Below are 20,080 nucleotides of genomic sequence, written 5' to 3'. Positions count from 1 at the left end.
GAACGGAGCGGGGCGCGGGAGGCGTCGTCGGCCGGGGTCAGATCTGGTCCAGCGGCCGGGGGCCGGCGGCGATCTCCGCCTCGAGGTCGGCCTCCCCCTTCACCGCGCGGCGGGCGCGGCGGCGGTCGTTGATCCAGCACAGGGCGATCGAGATGCCGAAGAGCAGGAACAGCGGAGCGGCGAGGTAGAACATCGAGATCGCGTCCGAGCCGGGCGCGGCCAGGGCGGCGATGAGCGCGATCACGAACACCGTGATGCGCCAGTGCTTGAGGAGGGTGGCGGCCGGGAGGACGCCCATCATGTTCAGGCCCACGAGGAACACCGGGAGCACCATGGAGGCCCCGAACGCCAGGAACAGGTTGAGGGAGAACGTGAGGAACTTCTGCGCGGTGGGCAGCGCGGCCGAGCCCTCGAAGGTGAAGCCGATGAAGAACTGCACGGCCTGCGGGTGCACCATCCAGCCGAGCAGGATGCCCAGCAGGAACAGCGGGATCGCGGCGGCGAGGAAGCCGACGGCGTACTTCTTCTCCTGCTTCTTGAGGCCGGGGACGACGAACGCCCAGATCTGGTAGAGCCAGATCGGGCTCGCCACGACGAGTCCGATGAACAGCGCCACCTTGAGCATCATGTCGAACGGCGAGCTGACCGTGTCGAAGGCCAGGGCGGCGTTGACGCCGTGCTCCTGGGCGTCACGCAGGGGCCGCGTGAGCTCCTGCATGAACGGCTTGTAGAGCAGGAACCCCAGCACGGCGCCGAGGACGATGCCCAGGGCGGACTTGACCAGCCGGCTCCGCAGCTCCGCGAGGTGCTCGCGCAGCGGCATCTCCCCGGTGGGGTTCTTGGGCCGCCGCTCCGCACGCCGCCGGCGGCGGCGCGCGGTCTCGTCCACGGTGGTCATGGGCTAGGCCTCCCGGACGTGAGCGGACGTCAGCGGACGTCGCGGTCGTCGCGGTCGACGACGCGGCCCTCCACGGGCTCGACCGGCTCGGCGGGGTGGGAGCCCGCGCCGGAGGCGTCGTCGCCGGCCTTGCGCTCCTTGTCCTCGGTGCGCATCTGCTTCACCTCGGAGGAGAAGATGCGCATGGACTGGCCCAGGTTGCGGGCCATGGAGGGGAGCTTGGGGGCCGCGAAGAGCAGCACCACGAGCACGATGATGATGACGAGCTGCCATCCCTGGAGTCCAGCGAACATGGGGGGTCCTTTCGACGGGGGTCCTGCGATCTAGGCTACCGCGCCGCGGGCCAGACGGGCGGCCCGGCCCAGGCGCGCGGCGACGGCGTCGCGGAGGTCCGAGGGCTCGAGCACCTCGACGCGTCCGCCGTGACGGGCGGCCAGGGCGACGGCGGCCTCCTCGTCCAGCAGCGTCAGCCGGGTCAGGGCGGCGCCGTCCTCGAGCGTGGCGGCGGCCGCCGGGCGGTAGGCCTCGGCGGCGTCGCGCACGGGGTGGTCCCAGCGCACGAGCGCGGACACCCCCTCGCCCTCCGGGTGCAGGCGCCACCGGCCGGGCCGCGCGCGGGGCCGGTACGTCTCCCCCGTCGTCTCCAGCGCGCCGATCCGGTCCACGCGGAACACGCGCAGCCCCGCGGCGCGCCGGCACCAGGCCTGCAGGTACAGCCGGGTGCGCTCCTGCACCACGGCCAGCGGCTCCACGTCCCGCTCCGTCACCTCGTCCGTGCGCACCCCGTGGTAGCGCAGGCGCACCACGGCGCGCTCGGCGATGGCCGCCAGGAGCGTGCGCACGGTCTCCGGGTCCACCGCGACGTCCCAGTGGGCGACGACGGCGCCCCCGTCGTCCGCCCCGGCCCCCTCCGTCCCACCGGGCGCGGGGACGGGGTCGGCGGGCACGTCCTGGCCGGCGTCCACGAGGGAGGCGCGGATGCGCCGCTGCGCCGAGCGGGCGGCGTCGCGCTCGGCGTCGGTCAGGACGGTCATCTCGGCCACCGTCTGCAGGGTGGCCACCAGCGTGTGCGCCTCGGGCAGGGTGAGCCGCACGGGGGCGGCCAGCTCGGACGCCTGGTGGACGCGCACGCGCCCGTCGTCCTCCTCCACATCGAACTGGAACCCGGGGAACTCGCGCTCGGGCATGCCGCAGTAGCGCAGCACCTCGAGGTCCCGGTCCAGGTCGGCCGCGGAGACGCCGAGCCGCTCCTGCAGCTCGGCGCGGTCGATGCCCTCGGCGCGGTTGGCCAGGCCGACGATGTCCAGCAGCCGGCCCACGAGGTCCTCGCTCGAGGTGCGCACGCGGCGGCGGACCGGGGCGCTCAGGCGCACGTCGGCGCACCCGGGGTCGGCGGGCGCGGCGTGCAGGTCCGCGGCCGCGGTGAGGGCGGCGGCCAGGCGCCGGGCCGGCTCGGGCTCGGAGGCGGGGAACAGCACGTGTCCGGCGGCGGTGGCGGCCTCGGCCACCACGCCGTCCTCCGTGGGGCCCGTGGCGGACTCCCACAGCTCCCAGCCCTCGCCGGGGGCGGGTCCGTCGGCGGCGCGGGGGTCCACCCGCCGGCCGGCCACCCGGAAGCCCTGGCCCCGGCCCGGGGACAGCCACACGCGGACCGTCTCGGCCTCGGCCCGGCCGGCCAGGCGGGCGCGCAGGGCGGCGTGGTCGTGGTCGGCAGGACGACGCGGGGCGCGCCGGGCGGCCTCGGAGGGGGCCTGCTCGAGGACCACCGGGTCGGACTCGAGGCGGGAGAGCCGGAACGAGCGCTCCGCCTCCCGGTCCACGTCCCAGCCGGTGAGGTACCAGCGGCCCCGAACCAGGGTCAGCAGCCAGGCCCGCACGGTGCGCTCGGTCAGGGCGCCGGCGGCGTCGCGGTAGGCGAAGCGCACGAGGGCCTGCTCGGCGGCCGCCTCGGTGAGGGCCTCGAGGCGGGGGTCCGCCCGGGGCATCACGGTGTGGTAGCCCTCGAGCTGGTCCTGGCCGGAGAGCTCGCCGGGGTGCAGCAGCACGCCGACGGCCCGGACCACCTCGTCCCGCAGCGGGGAGTCCCCCCACAGCCGGCGGGCGCGGACGAGCGCGCGGCGCTCGTCGACGGTGAGGTCGAGGTCCCTCAGCAGCAGGGAGGTCCGGTCCACGCGGTAGCGGGGGCCGTCGTCGTCCTCGGCGTCCTCGCCCCCGACGACGGCCAGCGGGACCCCCACGGCGCGCAGCGCCCGGCGGTCCCGCTGGAAGAGCTTCTCGAACGCGCCGTCGCCCAGCCCCTCGTACCCGACGACGAGCCGCCGGATCTGCTCCCGGGCGTAGCCGCGCGGCTCGTGGAGCAGCAGCCACAGCAGGGAGATGATCCGTTCGGCGGGCTCATCCGCGGAGCGGGGCCGGGCGACGGTCATGCCGTGTCCGGGGTCAGTCGACCGAGACGAGGTCGCACACGAAGATCAGGGTCTCGTTCGGCCCGATGGCCGAGCCGGCGCCCTGCGCCCCGTAGCCCAGGTGCGGCGGGATCTCGAGGCGACGCCGGCCGCCCACCTTCATGCCGAGCAGGCCCTGGTCCCAGCCGGCGATGACCTGACCCACGCCGACGGTCAGCGGCAGCGGGGTGCCGCGGTTCCACGAGGCGTCGAACTCCTCGCCGGTGGACCAGGCCACGCCCACGTAGTGGACCTGGACGCGGGAGCCGCGCTCCACGGCGGGGCCGGAGCCCTCGATCAGGTCCTCGACGACGAGCTCCTCGGGCGGGGTGTCGCCGGGGAAGTCGATCTCGGGCTTGGTGCGGTCGTAGTCGCGCTGTCCGAAGGACATGGTGTCTCCTCCTGGGGTCGGGGTGGGTGGGTCAGTTCTGGGGGGCGGGGGCCTGGGCGTCCAGGATGTCCACGACGAAGAGCAGGTCCTCGTCCGGGCCGATCTTCGGCGGGGAGCCCTCGGCGCCGTACGCCTGCTCGGCGGGGATGGAGATCAGCACGCGGGAGCCGACCTTCTGGCCCTGCAGGCCCTGGGACCAGCCCTCGATGACGCCCGAGAGGGGGAAGGAGGTGGGCGTGCCGCGCTCCCACGACGAGTCGAACGTGGAGCCCTCGGACCACGTCACGCCCGTGTAGTGCACCGTCACGGTGTCCTCCGCCGTCACCTCGCGGCCCTCCCCCTGGATCAGGGGCTGGACGACGAGCTCGGCGGGGGCCTCGCCCTCGGGCTTGCCGATCACGGGACGGCCGTCCTCGACGGTGACCTCGGGCAGGCGCTCGTCGCGCTCGGCGACCTCCTCGCCCTGGGCCTCCAAGGGCACCCGGCCAGCGATCGAGTAGACGAACAGCTGGGCCGGGACGGTGGTCGACGACGGCGAGGCGCCCTCCGACGCGGACGAGGCGGCCGGGGCCGGGACCTCCTGCGGCGGCACGTAGGCGGCGATCCGCCCGCCCACGCCCACACCGGTCAGCAGCCCGTACATCTCCGGGTTCGCCTGCTTCAGCTGGTCGTCGAGGACCACGGTCTGCGGGTCCTGCGTGAACGTCTCGGCCTGGACGTCACCCGTGGCCGGGTCCGCGGACAGATAGTGCAGCTTCACGATCGAGCCGTGCCCCAGCTTCTGCTCCTCGCCGGCATCCAGGACGCGGGTGGTCAGCTGGTCCGTCTCGATCCCGCCGTCCACGTCCACGCTCGGCGTGCCGTCCTCGGCCACGGACAGGGACAGCCCGGACAGGGCCTCGGGGTCGCCCTGGCCGTCGCCCTCCGCCGCGGGCGAGGTCGAGGACTGCTCCGGCGCGGCCGCGGAGGACGACGACGAGGCCTGGCCCTCCGAGGAGGAGGCGTCCTCGCCGGACTCCCCCGCGCTGCACGCGGTGGCCAGCAGGAGGCCGGCCACGCCGAGGGTCAAGGCGGTCACGGGACGGCGACGGCGGCGCACGGCCGTCGCGGAGGAGGGGAACGAGGTCATGGCGGACACCCTACCGACGCTCTCTGGACGTCGCCTCAGCCGACCCGCGCGAACAGGGCGTCGACGGCGTCGAGCGCCGTGTCGAACGGGTCCTTGAGGCTGATCGTGTGCAGCGGGTGGTCGGTCAGCTTCAGCGTGGTCCAGTCCACCGCGTAGTCCATCCCGCGCTCGCGGGCCCGGGCGATGAAGTCGGCCCGCACCGCCGCGCGCGTGGTGGACGGGGCGGCGTCGACGGCGGCCTCGCCCGCCCCCTCCGGCAGGACCCGGCGCACGGCGCCGCGGTCGCGCAGCATCGCGTAGAGGCCCTGCCCGGGGGCGATATCGTGGAAGGCCAGGTCCAGCTGGGCGATCCGCGGCGAGGACCAGTCGAGGCCGTCGCGCTCGCGGAACCGCTCGAGCAGGCGCAGCTTGATCGCCCAGTCGATCGTGTCCTCGATGGGGCCGAAGTCCTGGGAGCGGACGGCGTCGAGCACCGTGCCCCACAGGTTCAGGACCTCGCCCACGCGCTCGTGGTGGGGGCCCTCGGCATCGACGAACCGGCGGGCACAGTCGAGGTAGTGCTCCTGCAGGTCCAGGGCGCTGGCCTCGCCCTCGCGCAGGGCGATGCGGGCGGTGCCCGTGAGGTCGTGGGAGACCTGCCGCACGGCCAGCGTGGGGTGGGTGACGCGGTGGTCGCCGAGGGGGAAGCCCGCCTCGATCATGCGCAGCATGAGGTCCGTGGCGCCGAAGCGCAGCAGGTGCGTGGGCTCGGAGAGGTTGGTGTCCCCCACGATCACGTGCAGGCGGCGGTACAGGGACGCGTCCGCGTGCGGCTCGTCCCGCGTGTTGATGATGGGGCGGGAGCGCGTGGTGGAGGAGGAGACGCCCTCCTGGACGAAGTCGGCGCGCTGGGAGAAGGCGAAGTGCGCCTCCCCCGTGCCCTCCGGCCACGTCCCCGCCGGCACCACGCGCCCGGCGCCCACCATGATCTGCCGGGAGACCAGGAAGGGGACCAGCGCCTCGGTGAGGCGCCGGTACTCGGTGCGCCGGCGCAACAGGTAGTTCTCGTGCGAGCCGTAGGAGCTCCCCGAGGAGTCGGCGTTGTTGCGGTACAGGTGCAGGGAGCCGCCGATCCCGTCCGCGGCCATGGCGGCCTCCGCCTGACCGATCAGGCCCTGCAGGATCCGGTCGCCCGCGGCGTCCGAGGCGATCAGCTCGTCCAGCGTGGAGCACTCGGCCGTGGCGTACTCCGGGTGGGAGCCCACGTCGAGGTAGAGCCGCGAGCCGTTGGACACGAAGACGTTGGACGAGCGGCCCCACGCGAGGACGGGGCGGAACAGGTACCGCACCACCTCCTCGGCGCTCAGCGGCCGGGCGTCGGGGTTCCAGTGCTGGACCCCGTACTCCGTCTCCAGTCCCATCACCCGGCGGGCCTCGGCGGTCACTGGCCGCCCTTCTGGACGAAGCCCTTGACGAACTCCTCGGCGTTGGTCTCCAGCACCGAGTCGATCTCGTCCAGCAGGCCGTCCAGGCCGGTGTCCTGCGTCTGCGCCTTGACCTGGGCCTGGCCCGCGGCGGGGGCGTCGTCGTCGCCGCCGGCGGGACGGGGGCGGATCTGCTCCTGGGACATGGTGCTCCTCCTGATCAGGGGGTGGTCGGTGCGTCTGCTCCGAGACTACGTCGGCGGGCCGGGGCCGGGCGACCGGCGTCGGCGGGCGTCGGCCGGGGTGCCAGGATGGGCGCATGCGACTGTGGACCCTGCACCCGAGGCACCTGGACCGCCAGGGCCTGACCGGCGCGTGGCGGGAGGCGCTGCTGGCCCAGGCCGCGCTGGCCCGCCGCACGCGCGGCTACCGGAACCACCCCCAGCTCGAGCGCTTCCGCGACCACGGGGACCCGGCGTCGGCGATCGGGGCGTTCCTGACCGGGATCGCCCTGGAGGCGTCCGCGCGCGGGTACCGGTTCGACACCTCGCGCATCGACCGGCCCCTGGAGACCCCGCCCGCCGGCGACGACGGCGCCCCCGGCGAGCTGGTGCTGCCCTTGCGCCTGGCCCCCATCCCGGCGACCACCGGCCAGCGGGACCATGAGTGGGCCCACCTGCGCGCCAAGCTCGCCGCCCGGAGCCCCGAGTGGCTGGCCCGCTGGGAGCACGTGGCGGTCCCGGACCTGCACCCCCTGTTCGAGCTCGAGGAGGGGCCCGTGGCCTCGTGGGAGCGGGTCTGAGCCCGGGTGGGCCCCGACCTGGGCGGACGCGTGCGGCGCGTGCTTGGATGGGCGCATGATCCGTGACGAGAGCATCGAGGGCCTGCTGACCCGCCTGGCCTCCGGGGAGCCCACCCCCGGCGGCGGCGCCACGGGCGCCCTGGCCGTGGCGCAGGGCGCCGGCCTGGTGTCCATGGCCGCCCGCTACGCCGACCGCGAGGAGCTGGCCGCCCGCTGCGGCGACCTCATCCGGGACTGCCTGGCGGTGGCCGACGAGGACGAGCAGGGCTTCGGGGCCGTGGCCGAGGCGTTCGGCCTGCCGAAGGACACCCATCGGCAGCGGGAGGCCCGGTCCGCGGCCGTCCAGGACGCGCTCGCCGAGGCGGTGCGCCCGCCCGAGGCGATCGTCGACGCCGCCGGCCGGCTCCTGGACCTCGCCGAGGAGGCCCTCGACGGCGGCAACCCCAACACCCTCTCCGACGTCGCCACGGCCCTGGGCTGCGCCCGGGCGGGGCTGACGGCCGCCGTCGTCACCCTGCTGACCAACCTCTCCCCGCTCAAGGACGACGAGCTGGGCGCCGAGCTCACGGCCCGCATCGAGCGGGCCGACCGGCTCACGCAGCGCGCCGACGCGCTCATCGGCGACGTGCGCGGGCGCATCTCCGGCTGACGCGCGCCGAGGGGGTCAGTGGGCCCCCTCCTGCAGGGCGCGCCGGACCGTCTCGACCGCTCCGCCGTGCCAGGGGCCGCCGTGCCCGGGCAGCAGCGTCCGGGCCCCCGTCGACGCGATCGCATCCAGCGAGGCCAGGGCCTCGGCGGTGTCGGCGGCGGCCATGCCGCCCAGCACCGGCAGGGACCGCGGATGGGTGAGGGGGTAGGACAGCCGGCTGCGCTCGGGCCGGTACCGGTAGGGGTGCCGGGCCAGCCGGCCGTCCGCCCGGTGGACGTGCACGGGCAGGTCCCACTCGCGCTGGGCGCGGCGTGCGAAGCCCACATGGTCGAAGTGACCGTGTGTCAGCAGGAGCGCGGCGACCTCGTCCGGCCGGCGTCCACGAGGGTGAGGCCGTCCTCATCCTCGATCAGGTAGACGTTCACATGGGCGTGGGTGAGCAGGTGGACGCCGTCGGCGACGTGCGGGATGAACACGGCGGGGTGCCTCTCGGAGCGGGGGTGTCACGCCCCGCCGTCCTCCCCCGCCCCACATGGGTCAACGCCCGCCGGGCGGCGGGGGACGCCCGGCCTGACGACCCCCGCCGGCCGCCGGGTCAGTCCCGGCGCAGCAGCGGCACCAGCACAGCGGCCAGCTGATCCGCCGAGGGGTCCTCACCGTCCCCGGCCCACCACCCGGGCAGATCGGCGGCCGCGCCCTCGAGGGGCTCGCCGAGGTGCAGCCGGTGGATCCGGCCGTCCTCGCCGCCGGCGCGCAGGAGCACGGACTCCCACGCCGCGCCGGCCACGAGCCCGCCGTGGCGGCGCACGAGGTTCCCGCGCGTCCACGCCCGGGTGGTCGCGGGCGGGGCGTCGACGGCGGCCGCCACCTCGTCCTCCGAGGCCAGCACGCGCAGGGCGCCGGCGGCCACGAGGCGGGCGTGCAGCGACTTCGCCGGCCGCAGGTCCGCGTACTGCAGGTCGACCATGGCCAGGCGCGGGTCGTCCCAGCCGAGCCCGGCGCGGGCGCGCATCCCCTCGAGCACGCGCAGCTTCGCGGCCCAGTCGGCCCGGTCCGCCAGGGAGAGCGGGTCCTCGGCGGCGTCCGCCAGGTCCCGTCCCCAGGCCTCGAGCACCTCGGCCGTCTCCGGGTCGGTCACGCCGAACCACGCGCAGTGCTCCGCCGCGGCCCGGTGGTAGGCGCCCAGGATCTGGAGCCCGGACATCTCGACGCGGCGCGTGCCGGCGTCGTCGGTCTCCCACACGGGCACGCGCGCCCGCAGCGTGGGGTCGTGGCTGATGGCCTGGAGCGCGGCCACGGGGTCGTCCAGGCGCAGCCGCGGGGCCGTGCCGGCCTCGGCCAGGGCCAGGACGAGGGCGGTCATGCCCATCCGCAGCCACGTGGCGTGCTGGCTGAGCGTGGCGTCCCCGATGATCACGTGCAGCCGCCGGTACGCGTGGGCGCTGGCGTGCGGCTCGTCCCGCGTGTTCACGATCGGCCGGCGGATCGTGGTCTCCAGGCCCACCTGCTCCTCGAAGTAGTCCGCGCGCTGGGACAGCTGGAACCCGGGGCGCTCCCCCTCGGGCCCCAGGCCCACGCGGCCCGCGCCCACCAGCACCTGACGGGCGGCGAAGAACGGCAGAAGGACGGCGGTCAGCTCCTCGAAGTCCAGGGCGCGGGCCACCAGGTAGTTCTCGTGGGTGCCGTAGGAGCGGCCCTTGCCGTCCGTGTTGTTCTTGTACACCAGCACCTCGGGCGCGCCCTCGGCGGCGCCGATGTGCTCGGCGGCGGCCTGGGCGATCCGGTCCCCCGCCGCGTCCCACACCATGGCCTCGCGCGGGGAGGCGGTCTCCGGGGAGGAGTACTCCGGATGGGCGTGGTCCACGTACCAGCGCGCCCCGTTGGGCAGCACGGTGGACAGCAGCAGGTGCACCGGCTCCCCGTCCGGGCCCACGAGCGCCTGGTCCGTCAGCTGGGAGGGGTGGGCCGCCGAGCGGGGCATGCGCCAGCCGCGGGCGTCCACCAGCGGCGACTCGCCCGTGTAGTCCCATTCCGTGCCCGCCACCGCGCCCCCGCCGTGGGTCACCAGGTCCGCGTAGGCGTTGACCAGCTCCACGGACAGCACGCTGTGGTGGGCGCCCGGGTTGGCCGGGGCGTGGATCCCGAACTCGGTCTCCGTGCCCATCACGCGGTGCACGCCCCAGCCCGCGGCGTCCCGGCCGAGCGGCGGACCGGCCGCGTCCGCCGGGAACAGCCGGCGCTGGCCGTCGAAGGCGGGGGTGCCGGCCGGCGTCGTGCCCGTCCGCCCCGCCTCCCCGGCGCCGATCCCGCCGGGCAGGCGACCTGGCGCGCTCATGCGCCCGCCCCCGCCGTGCCGCCGGGCAGCATGCGCAGCCCGGCCAGGCGCGGGCCACGCCAGCCCGAGGTGCGGGCCCACTCCCCCGGCGCCACCGTGGACAGCAGGTCCGCCTGGTCCGCCAGCACCGCGTCCACGGCGTCCAGCAGGTGGTTCTGCCGCAGCCCGCGGGCGTCGTCGGCCATGTCCGCGGCCAGCAGGTCGCGCACCGCGGAGCGCTTGGCGCGGTCCACCACGTCCGCCACGACGGCGCCCGAGACCAGGTCCGCCAGGTGCAGCGTGTGCGCCGCGCCCGTGACGTCCGTGAGCTCGGCCAGCGCGGTGCGGGGCGAGCGCTCGTACAGGGCCGTCACGGCGGCGGCGATCAGGTCCTCGCGGGCCTGCTCGGCGTCGCCGGCGGCGGCCACCTCGTCCGCGTGCAGCGGGACGTCGTCGGTGAGGTGGCGGGCCATGATGTCCACCGCGCCGCGGGCGTCCGGGCGGTCCACGCGGATCTTCACGTCCAGGCGGCCCGGGCGCAGCACGGCCGGGTCGATCATGTCCTCGCGGTTGGACGCGCCGATCACGATCACGTTGTCCAGGGACTCCACGCCGTCGATCTCGGCGAGCAGCTGCGGGACGATCGTGGTCTCCACGTCCGAGGACACCCCCGAGCCGCGCGTGCGGAACAGGGACTCCATCTCGTCGAAGAACACCACCACGGGGAACCCGGCGGCGGCGCGCTCGCGGGCCCGGTCGAAGATGATCCGGATCTGCCGCTCGGTCTCGCCCACGTACTTGTTCAGCAGCTCGGGGCCCTTGATGTTCAGGAAGAAGGAGCGGGAGCCGTCCGCGGAGCGCGCGGACAGCGCGTTGGCCACGGCCTTGGCGAGCATGGTCTTGCCCGTTCCGGGCGGGCCGTAGAGCATGATGCCCTTCGGCGCGCGCAGCCCGTGCTCGCGGTACACCTCGGGGTGCAGGAACGGGATCTCCACCGCCTCGCGGATGCGCTCGATCTGCGGGCCGAGGCCGCCGATGTCCTCGAACGTGACGTCCGGGACCTCCTCGAGCAGGACGTCGTCCACCTCGGAGAGCTCCACGTGCCGCAGCGCCCACTCGATCCGCGGGTCCACCGTGACGGCGTCCCCGTGGCGCAGCGGCACGCCCTCCAGGGCCGGGGCCCGGCGGACCAGGCGCTCCTCGTCGGCGGTGCCGGCCAGGACGAGGTCCCCCGAGTCCAGCACCTCCTTCACGCGCAGCAGCTGGCCGGCGGGGCTGGCGTCCGCGACGCCGACGACGGTGCTCGACTCGTCCAGCAGCACCTCCGCGCCCGGCGTCAGGCGCTCGGGCTCGAGCAGCGGCGACACGCTGACCCGCAGACGCCGGCCGTTCTGGACGACGTCCGCGCCGCCGCGCACGACGGCGCCCGTCTCCACGCCCTCGACCGGCTCACGCGGCGGCAGGACGGACTCCAGGCGGGCGAAGGTGAAGGGCGGCTTGGTGGTGGCGTCGAGGGCCTCCTTGAGGGTGGTGATCTCCCCGCGGGTCGCCTCGAGCAGGTCCACCATGCGGCGGTTGTTGCGCGCGGCGACGTCCAGCTGGGCCCTCGCCTCGCGGCGCCGCTCCGAGAGCTGGGCCCCGTGGCGCTGGGCCGCGTCCAGCTGGTGCTGCAGGCGCTCGGCGCGCGACTGCTCCTGGCGCAGCAGCTCGCGGGCCTCCTCGAGGCGACGACGCAGGGCCGCCCCGTCCTGTCCGGCGCTGCCGATGGGGTGCTCAGTCATGCTGCTCCTCTCCTGCCGCGCCGGCGGCGGGGCGGCGCTGACCCCGGGCGTCGACGTCGGCCTCGGCCTCGCGCGCGCGGCGCGCCATGAGCCGGGCCTCCTTGGCGGCCTTGCGGGCCTTCTTGTCCGTCACGGGGCGCTCGCCGAGCGCCTGGGGGGTCCACCGGGCCTCGTCGGCCGGGCGCCACGCCTCGACGTCCACGTCCTTGAACTCGGACACCTTGGACCGGCGCTTGAGCCGCAGCGCCTCCTCGCCGGTGGCCAGGCGGCGCGCGGTGAGCAGGAAGCCGGTGTGGGCCACCATGCGGTGGTCCGGGCGCACGGCCAGGCCGTCCAGGTGCCAGCCGCGCACGAGGGTCTCGTTGGCCTCCACCTGGGTGAACTTCCCGGAGTCCCGGATGGCCTCGGCCACGCGGGAGAGCTGGGTGGCGGTGGCCACGTAGTTCAGCCACACGCCGCCGGGGGCGAGGACGGTGGCCACGGCGTCGAGGCACTCCCAGGGGGCGAGCATGTCCAGGACCACGCGGTCCACGGAGTGGGGCTCGTGGACCTCCAGCATCCTCTCCTGGGCGTCGCCGAGGTGGATGGACCACGCCGGGTGCTCGCCGCCGAAGAAGGACTCCACGTTGCCGCGGGCCACCTCGGCGAACTCCTCGCGGCGCTCGTAGGAGTGCAGCTGACCGTGGTCCCCCACGGCGCGCAGCAGGGACATGGACAGCGCGCCCGAGCCCACGCCCGCCTCGACGACGACCGCGCCCGGGAAGACGTCCGCCTGCTGCACGATCTGCCCGGCGTCCTTGGGGTAGACCACCGTGGCGCCGCGCGGCATGGACAGCACGAAGTCGTTGAGCAGGGGGCGCAGCACCTGGTAGTCGTGCCCGGAGGAGTTCTGCACCACCACGCCCTCGGGGCCGCCGATCAGGTCGTCGTGCCGGAGCACGCCCTGATAGCTGTGGAACTCGCCGCCCGGCAGGAGCGTGATGGTGTTCAGCCGGCCCTTCGCGTCCTTGATCTGCACGCGCTGGCCGGCGCGCAGCGGGCCGCGTCGGGCCGTGACGCCCGCCGGAGTGTCCTGCGCGGTGACGCCCGCGGGGACGTTCTGCGGGGCTGCGTCGGCGGGGTGGTGGGGGGTCGGGGACGCGGGGGCGTCGCTCATGCTCGGTGCTCCTGGGGGTCGGCGGGCCGCGCGTCGGTGAGCGCGGTGAGGATGGTCTCGCGGGGCAGCACGCCGCGCACGGCGCCGTGCGCGTCGGTGAGCACCCACACGGGGGTCTCGGTGAGGGCGGAGAGGCCGTCGCGGCGGTCCAGAGCGGCGAGGGCCGTCACGAGGTCGCCGCCGGCGGCGGGCAGGGCGTCGGCGTCGAGGACGGCCTCGGGGGCGACGGCGCGGCACACGGCGGACACGGGCGTGGCGGCGGCGACCTCCGGGGCGAGGGCCTGCACGGCGGTGAGGTCGACGACGCCGCGGGGCCGGCCGGCCTCGTCCACGGCCACCCGGGCGGTGGTCGCGTCCCCGACGGCGAGGGCCTGGGCCACGGTGGCCGTCAGCGGGACGGGGACGGCGGGCAGGCGCAGCGCATCGAGGCGGACCCGCTCCAGGCGGCGGCCCCAGCGGCCGCGCTCGACGGCCTCGGAGGCCCCTCGCCACAGGGTCAGGGCCACCCAGACGAGCAGCACGGTCATCACGAGGCCGGGACGCTCCCCGCGCAGCAGCGGGCCCCCGAGGACGAGCGCGACGAGCCCGACGGCCACCGCCCGCCCGGCCCAGCCGGCGGCCGCCACGCCGCGATCGCGGGAGCCGGTGGCGGCCCACACGGCCGACTCCACCATGCGTCCGCCGTCCAGGGGCGCGCCGGGCAGCGCGTTGAACGCGGCGAGCAGCAGGTTCGCCCACACCGTCACGTCCAGCAGCAGCCCGGCCACCCCGCGGGCCCCGAGGGCCTCCCCCGCGCCCCAGGCCAGGGCGGCGAGGACCAGGTTGGCGGCGGGCCCGGCCAGGGCCGTGGCCACGGAGCCCCCGGGGCCGGCGTGGGGGCCGCGGAACTGCGTGTGCCCGCCCCACAGGGTCAGGACGATCTCGTGGGGCCGCTGCCCGAAGGCGCGCCCCACCACGGCATGGGCGATCTCGTGCACCAGCACGGACAGGGCGAGCAGCACGGCGTACGCGCCCGCCACGAGCCATGCCCCCGCGCCGATCTGCGGCAGGGCGCGGGCCACCTGGGGGCCGAAGGCCAGCACCACGAACGTCGCCACGAGGACCCACGCGGGGGTCAGCACGACGGGAGCGCCGGCCACCCGGCCCAGGCGCACGCCGCGGGAGGCGCTCATCGGCGCCCGCCCGGGCGGACCGCGGCGAGGTCGTCGAGGGTGCGTCCGGCCAGGGTGTCCCACCGGACCGTGGCCGCGCCGTCGTCGAGCGGCAGCACGCTCGGCACCCCGACGGTGGGCAGGCCGGCCGCCATGGCGGCGGCGACGCCCACCGGCGAGTCCTCCACGGCCACGCAGTCCTCGACGGCGAGGCCGGGGACGTGCTGCCCCAGGCGTGTGAGGGCCAGCCGATAGGCCTCGGGATCGGGCTTGCCGGCGGTCACCTCGTCCCCCGTGACGACCACGCGCAGCGCCCCCGCCGGGGCCTGCTCCGCGAGCACGCGCGCCAGGGGGGCATGGGACATGGTCACGAGGGCCCCGGGCACGCCGGCCTCGGCCTGGGCCGTCAGCAGCTCGTGGGCGCCGGGACGCCACGGAGGGGCGTCGGCGACGCCGCGGGCCACCTCGCCCATCGTGAGCGCGATGACCTCCTCGACCGGCAGGTCCAGCCCGGCCTCCTGCAGCCGACGGGCGCCCTCGTCGAGGGGACGGCCGACGAGCGAGGCGGCCAGCTCCTCCGACCAGCGGCCGCCGTGCTCCTCCACCAGCCGGCGCTGGACGGCGTTCCAGAGCGGCTCGGTGTCCACGAGGGTCCCGTCCATGTCCCACAGCACGGCGGCGGGCAGGGCGGGGTGCTCGGAGGGGGCGGACATGCCCGTCATCCTATCGAGCGTACGACGGGGCGCGGCCTCGGGGCTGACCCCGCGACGCGGGCCCGCCTAGGGTGGCGGGCATGACCGATGCACCCGCCCCGGACCCGCGGGAGCCCGCCGAGGGCCTCCCGGCCGACGCCGTCGAGGACCGCCTCGGCGCCCTGCGCGCCCACCTGACGGCCACGGTGCCCGACCTCGAGGCGGGTCGGCGCCCTCCCACGGTCCTGCTGGTGGCCTTCGAGGGCTGGAACGACGCCGGCGAGGCCGCCACGGGGGCCCTGGCCGCCCTGCGCGCCCAGTGGGACGCCGCGGAGGCCGGCCGGGTGTGCGACGGCGACTACTACGACTACCAGGTGACCCGCCCCGTGGTCCGGCGGGACCCGGACGGGCTCGGCGTCCTCCAGTGGCCGGCGCTGGACCTGCACGAGGTGCACCTCGACGCCCGCGGCCGGCCCCTCGTGGACGAGCACGCCCCCGCCGACGGGCTGCGGGTGCTGCTGGCCTCGGGCGTCGAGCCGAACGTGCGCTGGCGGCCGTTCGTGGACGAGCTGCTCACCCTGGCCGCGGGCGAGGACGTGGACGCGGTGATCACCCTGGGCGCGCTGCTGGCGGACGTGCCGCACACCCGTCCGCTGCGGGCGCGGCCCACCTCGCCGCTCGTGGACGTGCGCGTGGCCGTCGACGCCGGCCGGCCGGAGTACGAGGGGCCCACCGGGATCGTGGGGGTCGTGGCGGACGAGTCGGCCCGCCGCGGGTTCGCCTCCATCTCCCTGTGGGGGGCGGTCCCCCACTACGTGGCCCAGGCGCCCTCCCCGAAGACCCTGCTGGGCCTCGTGGAGGCGGTGGAGGACCTGCTGCACGTGCCCGTGATGACCCACGAGCTGGCCGACGACGCCCGGGCCTGGCAGCGGGGTGTGGACGAGCTCGCCCGGGAGGACCCCGAGGTGGCCGCGTACGTGAGACGGCTGGAGCGCAGCCAGGACGCGGAGGGGCTGCCCGAGGCGTCCGGCGAGGAGATCGCCCGGGAGTTCGAGCGGTACCTGCGCGGCCGCGGCGGGCGCTGACCCCCGCGGGTCAGCGCAGCCGCAGGCCCAGGAGCGCGTCGGCCACCACGGCGACGTCGAGGGGCTCGGCCCCGTCGTCGAGGCCGGGCAGCTCGCCTGCGGCCCAGGCATCGAGCACGCGCAGCGCGGCGGGGGCGTCGAGGTCCTCGGAGAGCGCCGTGTGCGCGGCGGCCAGGACGGCGCGTCCGGCGCCTGCGTGGGGCCCCTCCAGGGCGGCACGCCAGCGGGCCAGGCGCTCCTGGGCGCCGGCGAGCAGGTCCTCGGACCACTCCCAGTCGGACCGGTAGTGGCGGTCCAGGAGGGCGGCGCGGATGGCCACCGGCTCGACGCCGCGGGCACGCAGGCGGGACACGAGCTCGAGGTTCCCGAGCGACTTGGACATCTTCTGCCCGTCCAGGGCCACCATCCCGGAGTGCAGGTAGGTGCGGGCCAGCGGGCGGCCGTCCACGGCCGTGGCGTGCGCGGCGGAGAACTCGTGGTGCGGGAAGCGCAGGTCGGAGCCACCGCCCTGCACGGTGAACGGCGCGGGCAGGTGCTCGCGGGCGATCACGGAGCACTCGATGTGCCAGCCGGGCCGGCCCTCGCCGAGGGTCCGGCCGTCCCAGGACGGCTCGCCCTCGCGGCGCACGCGCCACAGCAGCGGGTCGAGGGGGTCGCGCTTGCCCGGGCGGTCCGGGTCGCCGCCGCGCTCGGGGAAGACCTCCGCCATCTCGTCGGCGCTCAGCGCGCCGATCTCCCCCAGACGCCAGCCGCCCCGGGCCTCCGCTGCCCGCACGTCGAAGTAGAGGTCACCGTCGGGCTCGCCCTCCCGGCCGGGGACGCGGTACGCCAGACCGTCGGCCAGCATCGCCTCCACGGCGTCCACCACCAGGTCGATCGCCTCCGTGGCGCCGACGTAGTGGTCCGGTGCCAGGACGTTCAGCGCGGCCATGTCCGTGCGGAACAGCTCGGTCTGGTCCGCGGCGAGCTCGCGCCAGTCCACGCCGGTGGCCTCCGCGCGCTCGAGCAGCGGGTCGTCCACGTCCGTGACGTTCTGCGTGTACGCCACCTCCAGCCCGGCGGCCCGCCAGTAGCGCTGGAGGAGGTCGAAGGAGACGTACGTGGTGGCGTGGCCCAGGTGGGTGGCGTCGTACGGGGTGATGCCGCAGACGTACAGGGAGGAGCGCTCGGCGTCGTTGCCGGGGTGTCGGAGGGACTGCGTGGCCGTGTCGAACACCCGCAGCCGGTCCGGCTGCACGGGCAGGGGGGCGGGCGCGGGGGTGGACCAGGACTTCACGGTGCTCCTGTGGTGGGCGGCGGAGGGGTGGGACGGGCCGGGGTCAGGCGGAGATGAGACCCGCGGCGAGCAGGGCGTAGAGGCCCAGGCCGAGGGCGATCCGGTACCAGACGAACGGCATGTACGAGTTGGTGGTGATGAACTTCATGAGCCAGGCGATGACCGCGAAGCCCACCCCGAACGCGATCACGGTGGCCAGGGCGGTCTCCCCCATGCCGTACGGGCCCTGCTGTCCCGGCTCCGTGAGGACCTGGGCGAGCTTGTACAGCCCCGAGGCGAACACGGCGGGCACGGCCAGCAGGAACGCGTAGCGCGCGGCGGCCTCACGGGTGTAGCCCATGGCCAGGCCGGCGGTGATCGTGCCGCCGGAGCGGGAGACGCCCGGGATCAGGGCGAGGGCCTGGGCCAAGCCGAAGACCAGGCCGTCCTTCACGGTCAGCCGGGTCAGGGGCTTGGTCTGCCGGCCGAGCCGGTCGGCCAGGGCGAGGAGGACGCCGAAGACGATCAGCATGGTGGCGGTGATCCACAGCGAGCGGAACTCGGTGTCGATCCAGTCCTCGAGCAGGAGGCCGAGCACGCCGATCGGGACCGAGCCGATGATGATCAGCCAGCCCATGCGCACGTCCGGATCGGAGTGCGGCACACGGCCGGCGAGGGCCTGGAACCACCGCCCGGCGATCCGGGTGATGTCCTTCCAGAAGTAGATCAGGACCGCCAGCTCGGTGCCCAGCTGGGTGATGGCCGTGAACGCCGCCCCGGGGTCGGCCGCCGACGGGAGGAACTCGCCCACGATGCGCAGATGCGCCGAGGAGGAGACGGGCAGGAACTCGGTCAGGCCCTGCACCAGGCCCAGGATGATTGCTTCGATCCACGTCACGAGGGGTCACTGTACGTCATGGTCCCGGACGTTCCCCGGGGCCGTGACCCAGGGCTCGGACGGCGCCTGTCAGCCGGTGGAGCGCGACGGTCAGTCCTGGTCGGAGAGGTCCTCGTCCTCGTCGTCGAAGAGGTCCAGCGGGGTGACCTCCTCGGTCTCGGCGTAGAGGGCGTCCTCGTAGGCCTCGAACGCGTCGGCGACGGCGAAGAACGCGGCCTCGACGGCCGGATCGTCCTCGCCGCGGCGGTTCTGGGCGGCCACGAGGTGCTCGTTGAGGGCGGAGGTGAGGGCCTCGAGGGCGGTGCGGGCGTCAGAGCTCATGGGTGCACCGTATCCCGCCCACCCCGCTCCGACCAGGGCGGCCGTGCCGGTGCGGCGGCCGGGTCGGTCGTCTGCCAGCATGGTTGCCATGCGTGAGCAGCTCATGTCCTCGACCCTGGACTCCATCACCCGCGGCCAGAAGTGGGAGTACCTCGTCCTCACCGTGGCGCCCCACGAGTCGCTCGGCGACGCCCGCCGCCGCCTCGTGGACCACGCCGAGTACGGCGGCTGGGAGCTCCAGCGCTCCGTGCACTACCGCGGTGGCGCCCGCCGGCACTGGATGCGACGGCGCGTCATGCGGGTGGCGTCCACCCTGGACGCCGGCTGAGCCCGGACGACGACGGCGCGCACCGCCGTCGTCGGCCTCCGCCCTCAGCGCGGCTCGAGCATCCGCTCGAGGACACGGCAGCCGAAGCGCAGGGCGTCCACGGGGACGCGCTCGTCGATGCCATGGAAGAGGGACGTGAACGCCAGGTCCGGGGGCAGGCGCAGGGGGCTGAAGCCGTATCCGGTGATGCCGAGCCGGGCCAGGGACTTGTTGTCCGTGCCGCCGCCGAGCATGAAGGGCAGCACCTCGGCGCCCGGGTCCTCGGCCTGCAGCGCGTCCACCATGAGCTCCACGAGGTCGCCGGAGAAGGGCACCTCGAGACCGATGTCCTGGTGCTCGGGCGTGAAGGCCACGCCCTCCCCCGCGAGCTCTGCGAGCCGCTGCAGGGTCTGCTCCTCCTCGCCGGGGATGAGGCGCACGTCCACGGTGCCGGTGGCCGAGGACGGGATGACGTTGTGCTTGTACCCCGCGCTCATGCCGGTGGGGTTGGAGGAGGTGCGCAGGGTGCCGGCCACCCAGGTGCGGGCGTGGCCGAGGGCCTCGAGCTGCGGCGTCGGGTCGGCCTCGTCGAAGGGGACGCCGGTGATCTCGGCCACCGACTCGAGCAGCTGGCGGGTGGTCTTGGTGTACGTCAGCGGCCACTCGTGCCGACCGATGCGGTCCAGGGCCCCGGCCAGGCGGGTGACGGCGTTGTCCGGGTGCGGCGCGGAGCCGTGACCGGGGGCGCCCTCGGCCCGCAGGTTCAGCCAGACCAGGCCCTTCTCGGCGGTCTGCACGAGGTACGCGCGGGTGCCGGCCACCTCCGTGGAGAAGCCGCCCACCTCGCTGATCGCCTCCGTGCACCCCTCGAAGACCTCGGGGTGGTGGTCCACGATCCAGCGCGCCCCGTACACACCGCCGGCCTCCTCGTCCCCGAAGAAGGCGACGGTGAGCGGTCGCCGGGGGCGCCGTCCCGTGCGTGCCAGGTGCAGAAGGACGGACAGCACCATGGCGTCCATGCCCTTCATGTCCACGGCGCCGCGGCCCCAGACCATCCCGTCCTTCAGCTCGGCGCCGAAGGGATCCACCGACCACTCCTCCGCCTCGGCCGGGACGACGTCCGTGTGCCCGTGCACCACCAGGCCCGGCGCCTCGGGGTCCCAGCCGGACAGGTGCCCGACGACGGAGACGCGGCCGGGCGAGGACTCGAACAGGCGTGGCTCCATGCCCGCCCGGCGCATCAGCTCCGCGCAGAGCTCGGCGGCCTCGGGCTCGCCGACGGACACGTTGCCGCCGCGGTTGGTCGTGTCGATCCGGATCAGGTCGCGGCAGATCTGCACGACGTCGGCGTCGGGGGTGGACGGGGTCTCAGGGGCGTGGTCGACCATGGATTTGAGCCTACCG

22 protein-coding genes are annotated in these 20,080 nt (G+C 75.4%); 4 read left to right on the top strand and 18 right to left on the bottom strand.

Annotated features, from left to right (window positions below):
• Window positions 1-37 precede the first annotated feature (37 nt).
• Genes tatC through Q4D18_RS00180 form a run of 7 tightly spaced genes read right to left on the bottom strand, consistent with a single transcriptional unit; the run spans window position 38 to window position 6,471 of the window.
• Window positions 38-898: a twin-arginine translocase subunit TatC gene (gene tatC, locus Q4D18_RS00210; protein ID WP_303124642.1), complete on the bottom strand. Its 861-nt coding sequence runs from the start codon at window positions 896-898 to the stop codon at window positions 38-40.
• A 29-nt stretch (window positions 899-927) separates the two neighbouring features.
• Window positions 928-1,191, bottom strand: a complete 264-nt coding sequence (tatA, locus tag Q4D18_RS00205; RefSeq protein WP_303124640.1) for a Sec-independent protein translocase subunit TatA — start codon at window positions 1,189-1,191, stop codon at window positions 928-930.
• Window positions 1,192-1,221: 30 nt separating this feature from the next.
• Window positions 1,222-3,324, bottom strand: coding sequence for a YafY family protein (locus Q4D18_RS00200; RefSeq protein WP_303124638.1), 2,103 nt, complete (start codon window positions 3,322-3,324; stop codon window positions 1,222-1,224).
• A 13-nt stretch (window positions 3,325-3,337) separates the two neighbouring features.
• Window positions 3,338-3,733, bottom strand: a complete 396-nt coding sequence (locus Q4D18_RS00195; RefSeq protein WP_135027441.1) for an FKBP-type peptidyl-prolyl cis-trans isomerase — start codon at window positions 3,731-3,733, stop codon at window positions 3,338-3,340.
• 31 nt (window positions 3,734-3,764) lie between these two features.
• A complete protein-coding gene (locus tag Q4D18_RS00190; protein WP_303124636.1) occupies window positions 3,765-4,862 on the bottom strand; it encodes an FKBP-type peptidyl-prolyl cis-trans isomerase in 1,098 nt (365 codons plus the stop codon).
• Between the two features lie 35 nt (window positions 4,863-4,897).
• A complete protein-coding gene (gene pafA / locus Q4D18_RS00185) occupies window positions 4,898-6,262 on the bottom strand; it encodes a Pup--protein ligase (protein ID WP_303124708.1) in 1,365 nt (454 codons plus the stop codon).
• A gap of 20 nt (window positions 6,263-6,282) precedes the next feature.
• Complete coding sequence (locus Q4D18_RS00180; RefSeq protein WP_303124635.1) at window positions 6,283-6,471, bottom strand: ubiquitin-like protein Pup; 189 nt, start codon at window positions 6,469-6,471, stop codon at window positions 6,283-6,285.
• A gap of 113 nt (window positions 6,472-6,584) precedes the next feature.
• Here Q4D18_RS00180 and Q4D18_RS00175 point away from each other — a divergent pair, with 113 nt between their 5' ends.
• Together Q4D18_RS00175 and Q4D18_RS00170 are read left to right on the top strand one after the other, a co-directional pair.
• Window positions 6,585-7,067 carry a pyrimidine dimer DNA glycosylase/endonuclease V gene (locus Q4D18_RS00175; protein ID WP_303124634.1) on the top strand — a complete coding sequence of 161 codons (483 nt, stop codon included), beginning with the start codon at window positions 6,585-6,587 and terminating at the stop codon, window positions 7,065-7,067.
• Between the two features lie 55 nt (window positions 7,068-7,122).
• Window positions 7,123-7,716, top strand: a complete 594-nt coding sequence (locus Q4D18_RS00170; protein ID WP_303124633.1) for a cyclodeaminase/cyclohydrolase family protein — start codon at window positions 7,123-7,125, stop codon at window positions 7,714-7,716.
• 15 nt (window positions 7,717-7,731) lie between these two features.
• On the opposite strand, the gene Q4D18_RS00165 is transcribed toward Q4D18_RS00170, so the two are convergent.
• From Q4D18_RS00165 to Q4D18_RS00140, 7 genes are all read right to left on the bottom strand, one after another.
• A complete protein-coding gene (locus Q4D18_RS00165) occupies window positions 7,732-8,040 on the bottom strand; it encodes a hypothetical protein (protein WP_368389621.1) in 309 nt (102 codons plus the stop codon).
• 20 nt (window positions 8,041-8,060) lie between these two features.
• Window positions 8,061-8,192 (bottom strand): hypothetical protein, encoded by a 132-nt coding sequence (locus tag Q4D18_RS11895; protein ID WP_368389620.1) that lies wholly within the window; start codon window positions 8,190-8,192, stop codon window positions 8,061-8,063.
• 119 nt (window positions 8,193-8,311) lie between these two features.
• Entirely contained in the window at window positions 8,312-10,051 is a 1,740-nt protein-coding gene (gene dop / locus Q4D18_RS00160; protein ID WP_303124631.1) for a depupylase/deamidase Dop, read from the bottom strand.
• Entirely contained in the window at window positions 10,048-11,811 is a 1,764-nt protein-coding gene (arc, locus tag Q4D18_RS00155; RefSeq protein ID WP_303124630.1) for a proteasome ATPase, read from the bottom strand. Before arc ends, dop begins: the two co-directional genes overlap by 4 nt.
• On the bottom strand, window positions 11,804-12,967 hold the full coding sequence (locus Q4D18_RS00150; RefSeq protein ID WP_303124629.1) for a tRNA (adenine-N1)-methyltransferase: 1,164 nt from the start codon (window positions 12,965-12,967) through the stop codon (window positions 11,804-11,806). The genes arc and Q4D18_RS00150 overlap by 8 nt, the downstream gene beginning before the upstream one ends.
• Window positions 12,964-14,139 carry a site-2 protease family protein gene (locus Q4D18_RS00145; protein ID WP_303124627.1) on the bottom strand — a complete coding sequence of 392 codons (1,176 nt, stop codon included), beginning with the start codon at window positions 14,137-14,139 and terminating at the stop codon, window positions 12,964-12,966. The genes Q4D18_RS00150 and Q4D18_RS00145 overlap by 4 nt, the downstream gene beginning before the upstream one ends.
• Window positions 14,136-14,831 (bottom strand): HAD family phosphatase, encoded by a 696-nt coding sequence (locus Q4D18_RS00140; protein WP_303124625.1) that lies wholly within the window; start codon window positions 14,829-14,831, stop codon window positions 14,136-14,138. The genes Q4D18_RS00145 and Q4D18_RS00140 overlap by 4 nt, the downstream gene beginning before the upstream one ends.
• Before the next feature lie 80 nt (window positions 14,832-14,911).
• On the opposite strand from Q4D18_RS00140, the gene Q4D18_RS00135 reads away from it, so the two are divergent.
• Window positions 14,912-15,895, top strand: a complete 984-nt coding sequence (locus Q4D18_RS00135) for a PAC2 family protein (protein ID WP_303124623.1) — start codon at window positions 14,912-14,914, stop codon at window positions 15,893-15,895.
• Between the two features lie 10 nt (window positions 15,896-15,905).
• Here the strand turns inward: Q4D18_RS00135 and mshC are convergent, their stop codons facing one another.
• The 3 genes from mshC to Q4D18_RS00120 all read right to left on the bottom strand — a co-directional run bounded on the left by mshC (window position 15,906) and on the right by Q4D18_RS00120 (window position 18,369).
• The gene (gene mshC / locus Q4D18_RS00130) at window positions 15,906-17,171 is read right to left on the bottom strand and encodes a cysteine--1-D-myo-inosityl 2-amino-2-deoxy-alpha-D-glucopyranoside ligase (RefSeq protein ID WP_303124622.1); all 1,266 of its coding nucleotides are present in this window, start codon (window positions 17,169-17,171) and stop codon (window positions 15,906-15,908) included.
• 43 nt (window positions 17,172-17,214) lie between these two features.
• On the bottom strand, window positions 17,215-18,048 hold the full coding sequence (locus Q4D18_RS00125; RefSeq protein WP_303124620.1) for an undecaprenyl-diphosphate phosphatase: 834 nt from the start codon (window positions 18,046-18,048) through the stop codon (window positions 17,215-17,217).
• Between the two features lie 90 nt (window positions 18,049-18,138).
• Window positions 18,139-18,369, bottom strand: a complete 231-nt coding sequence (locus Q4D18_RS00120) for a hypothetical protein (protein WP_303124618.1) — start codon at window positions 18,367-18,369, stop codon at window positions 18,139-18,141.
• Window positions 18,370-18,457: 88 nt separating this feature from the next.
• Between Q4D18_RS00120 and Q4D18_RS00115 the strand changes: the two genes are divergently transcribed.
• On the top strand, window positions 18,458-18,697 hold the full coding sequence (locus Q4D18_RS00115) for a DUF5703 family protein (protein WP_303124616.1): 240 nt from the start codon (window positions 18,458-18,460) through the stop codon (window positions 18,695-18,697).
• 44 nt (window positions 18,698-18,741) lie between these two features.
• On the opposite strand, the gene Q4D18_RS00110 is transcribed toward Q4D18_RS00115, so the two are convergent.
• A complete protein-coding gene (locus tag Q4D18_RS00110; RefSeq protein ID WP_303124614.1) occupies window positions 18,742-20,064 on the bottom strand; it encodes a M20/M25/M40 family metallo-hydrolase in 1,323 nt (440 codons plus the stop codon).
• Window positions 20,065-20,080: the final 16 nt, after the last annotated feature.

The organism is Micrococcus sp. (assembly GCF_030523875.1).
GTDB lineage: Bacteria > Actinomycetota > Actinomycetes > Actinomycetales > Micrococcaceae > Micrococcus.
This window is presented reverse-complemented; position numbering and strand designations above follow the sequence as displayed.

What these genes read in the sequence shown, in the direction of transcription:
- Q4D18_RS00170 (WP_303124633.1), top strand. Translation starts at nt 7,123, where the DNA reads ATGATCCGTGACGAGAGCATCGAGGGCCTGCTGACCCGCCTGGCCTCC.
- Q4D18_RS00190 (WP_303124636.1), bottom strand. Translation starts at nt 4,862, where the DNA reads ATGACCTCGTTCCCCTCCTCCGCGACGGCCGTGCGCCGCCGTCGCCGT.
- tatC (WP_303124642.1), bottom strand. Translation starts at nt 898, where the DNA reads ATGACCACCGTGGACGAGACCGCGCGCCGCCGCCGGCGGCGTGCGGAG.
- pafA (WP_303124708.1), bottom strand. Translation starts at nt 6,262, where the DNA reads ATGGGACTGGAGACGGAGTACGGGGTCCAGCACTGGAACCCCGACGCC.
- Q4D18_RS00200 (WP_303124638.1), bottom strand. Translation starts at nt 3,324, where the DNA reads ATGACCGTCGCCCGGCCCCGCTCCGCGGATGAGCCCGCCGAACGGATC.
- tatA (WP_303124640.1), bottom strand. Translation starts at nt 1,191, where the DNA reads ATGTTCGCTGGACTCCAGGGATGGCAGCTCGTCATCATCATCGTGCTC.
- Q4D18_RS00150 (WP_303124629.1), bottom strand. Translation starts at nt 12,967, where the DNA reads ATGAGCGACGCCCCCGCGTCCCCGACCCCCCACCACCCCGCCGACGCA.
- Q4D18_RS00110 (WP_303124614.1), bottom strand. Translation starts at nt 20,064, where the DNA reads ATGGTCGACCACGCCCCTGAGACCCCGTCCACCCCCGACGCCGACGTC.
- Q4D18_RS00120 (WP_303124618.1), bottom strand. Translation starts at nt 18,369, where the DNA reads ATGAGCTCTGACGCCCGCACCGCCCTCGAGGCCCTCACCTCCGCCCTC.
- Q4D18_RS00180 (WP_303124635.1), bottom strand. Translation starts at nt 6,471, where the DNA reads ATGTCCCAGGAGCAGATCCGCCCCCGTCCCGCCGGCGGCGACGACGAC.
- Q4D18_RS00145 (WP_303124627.1), bottom strand. Translation starts at nt 14,139, where the DNA reads ATGAGCGCCTCCCGCGGCGTGCGCCTGGGCCGGGTGGCCGGCGCTCCC.
- Q4D18_RS00115 (WP_303124616.1), top strand. Translation starts at nt 18,458, where the DNA reads ATGCGTGAGCAGCTCATGTCCTCGACCCTGGACTCCATCACCCGCGGC.
- arc (WP_303124630.1), bottom strand. Translation starts at nt 11,811, where the DNA reads ATGACTGAGCACCCCATCGGCAGCGCCGGACAGGACGGGGCGGCCCTG.
- Q4D18_RS00195 (WP_135027441.1), bottom strand. Translation starts at nt 3,733, where the DNA reads ATGTCCTTCGGACAGCGCGACTACGACCGCACCAAGCCCGAGATCGAC.
- Q4D18_RS00140 (WP_303124625.1), bottom strand. Translation starts at nt 14,831, where the DNA reads ATGTCCGCCCCCTCCGAGCACCCCGCCCTGCCCGCCGCCGTGCTGTGG.
- dop (WP_303124631.1), bottom strand. Translation starts at nt 10,051, where the DNA reads ATGAGCGCGCCAGGTCGCCTGCCCGGCGGGATCGGCGCCGGGGAGGCG.
- Q4D18_RS00175 (WP_303124634.1), top strand. Translation starts at nt 6,585, where the DNA reads ATGCGACTGTGGACCCTGCACCCGAGGCACCTGGACCGCCAGGGCCTG.
- Q4D18_RS00135 (WP_303124623.1), top strand. Translation starts at nt 14,912, where the DNA reads ATGACCGATGCACCCGCCCCGGACCCGCGGGAGCCCGCCGAGGGCCTC.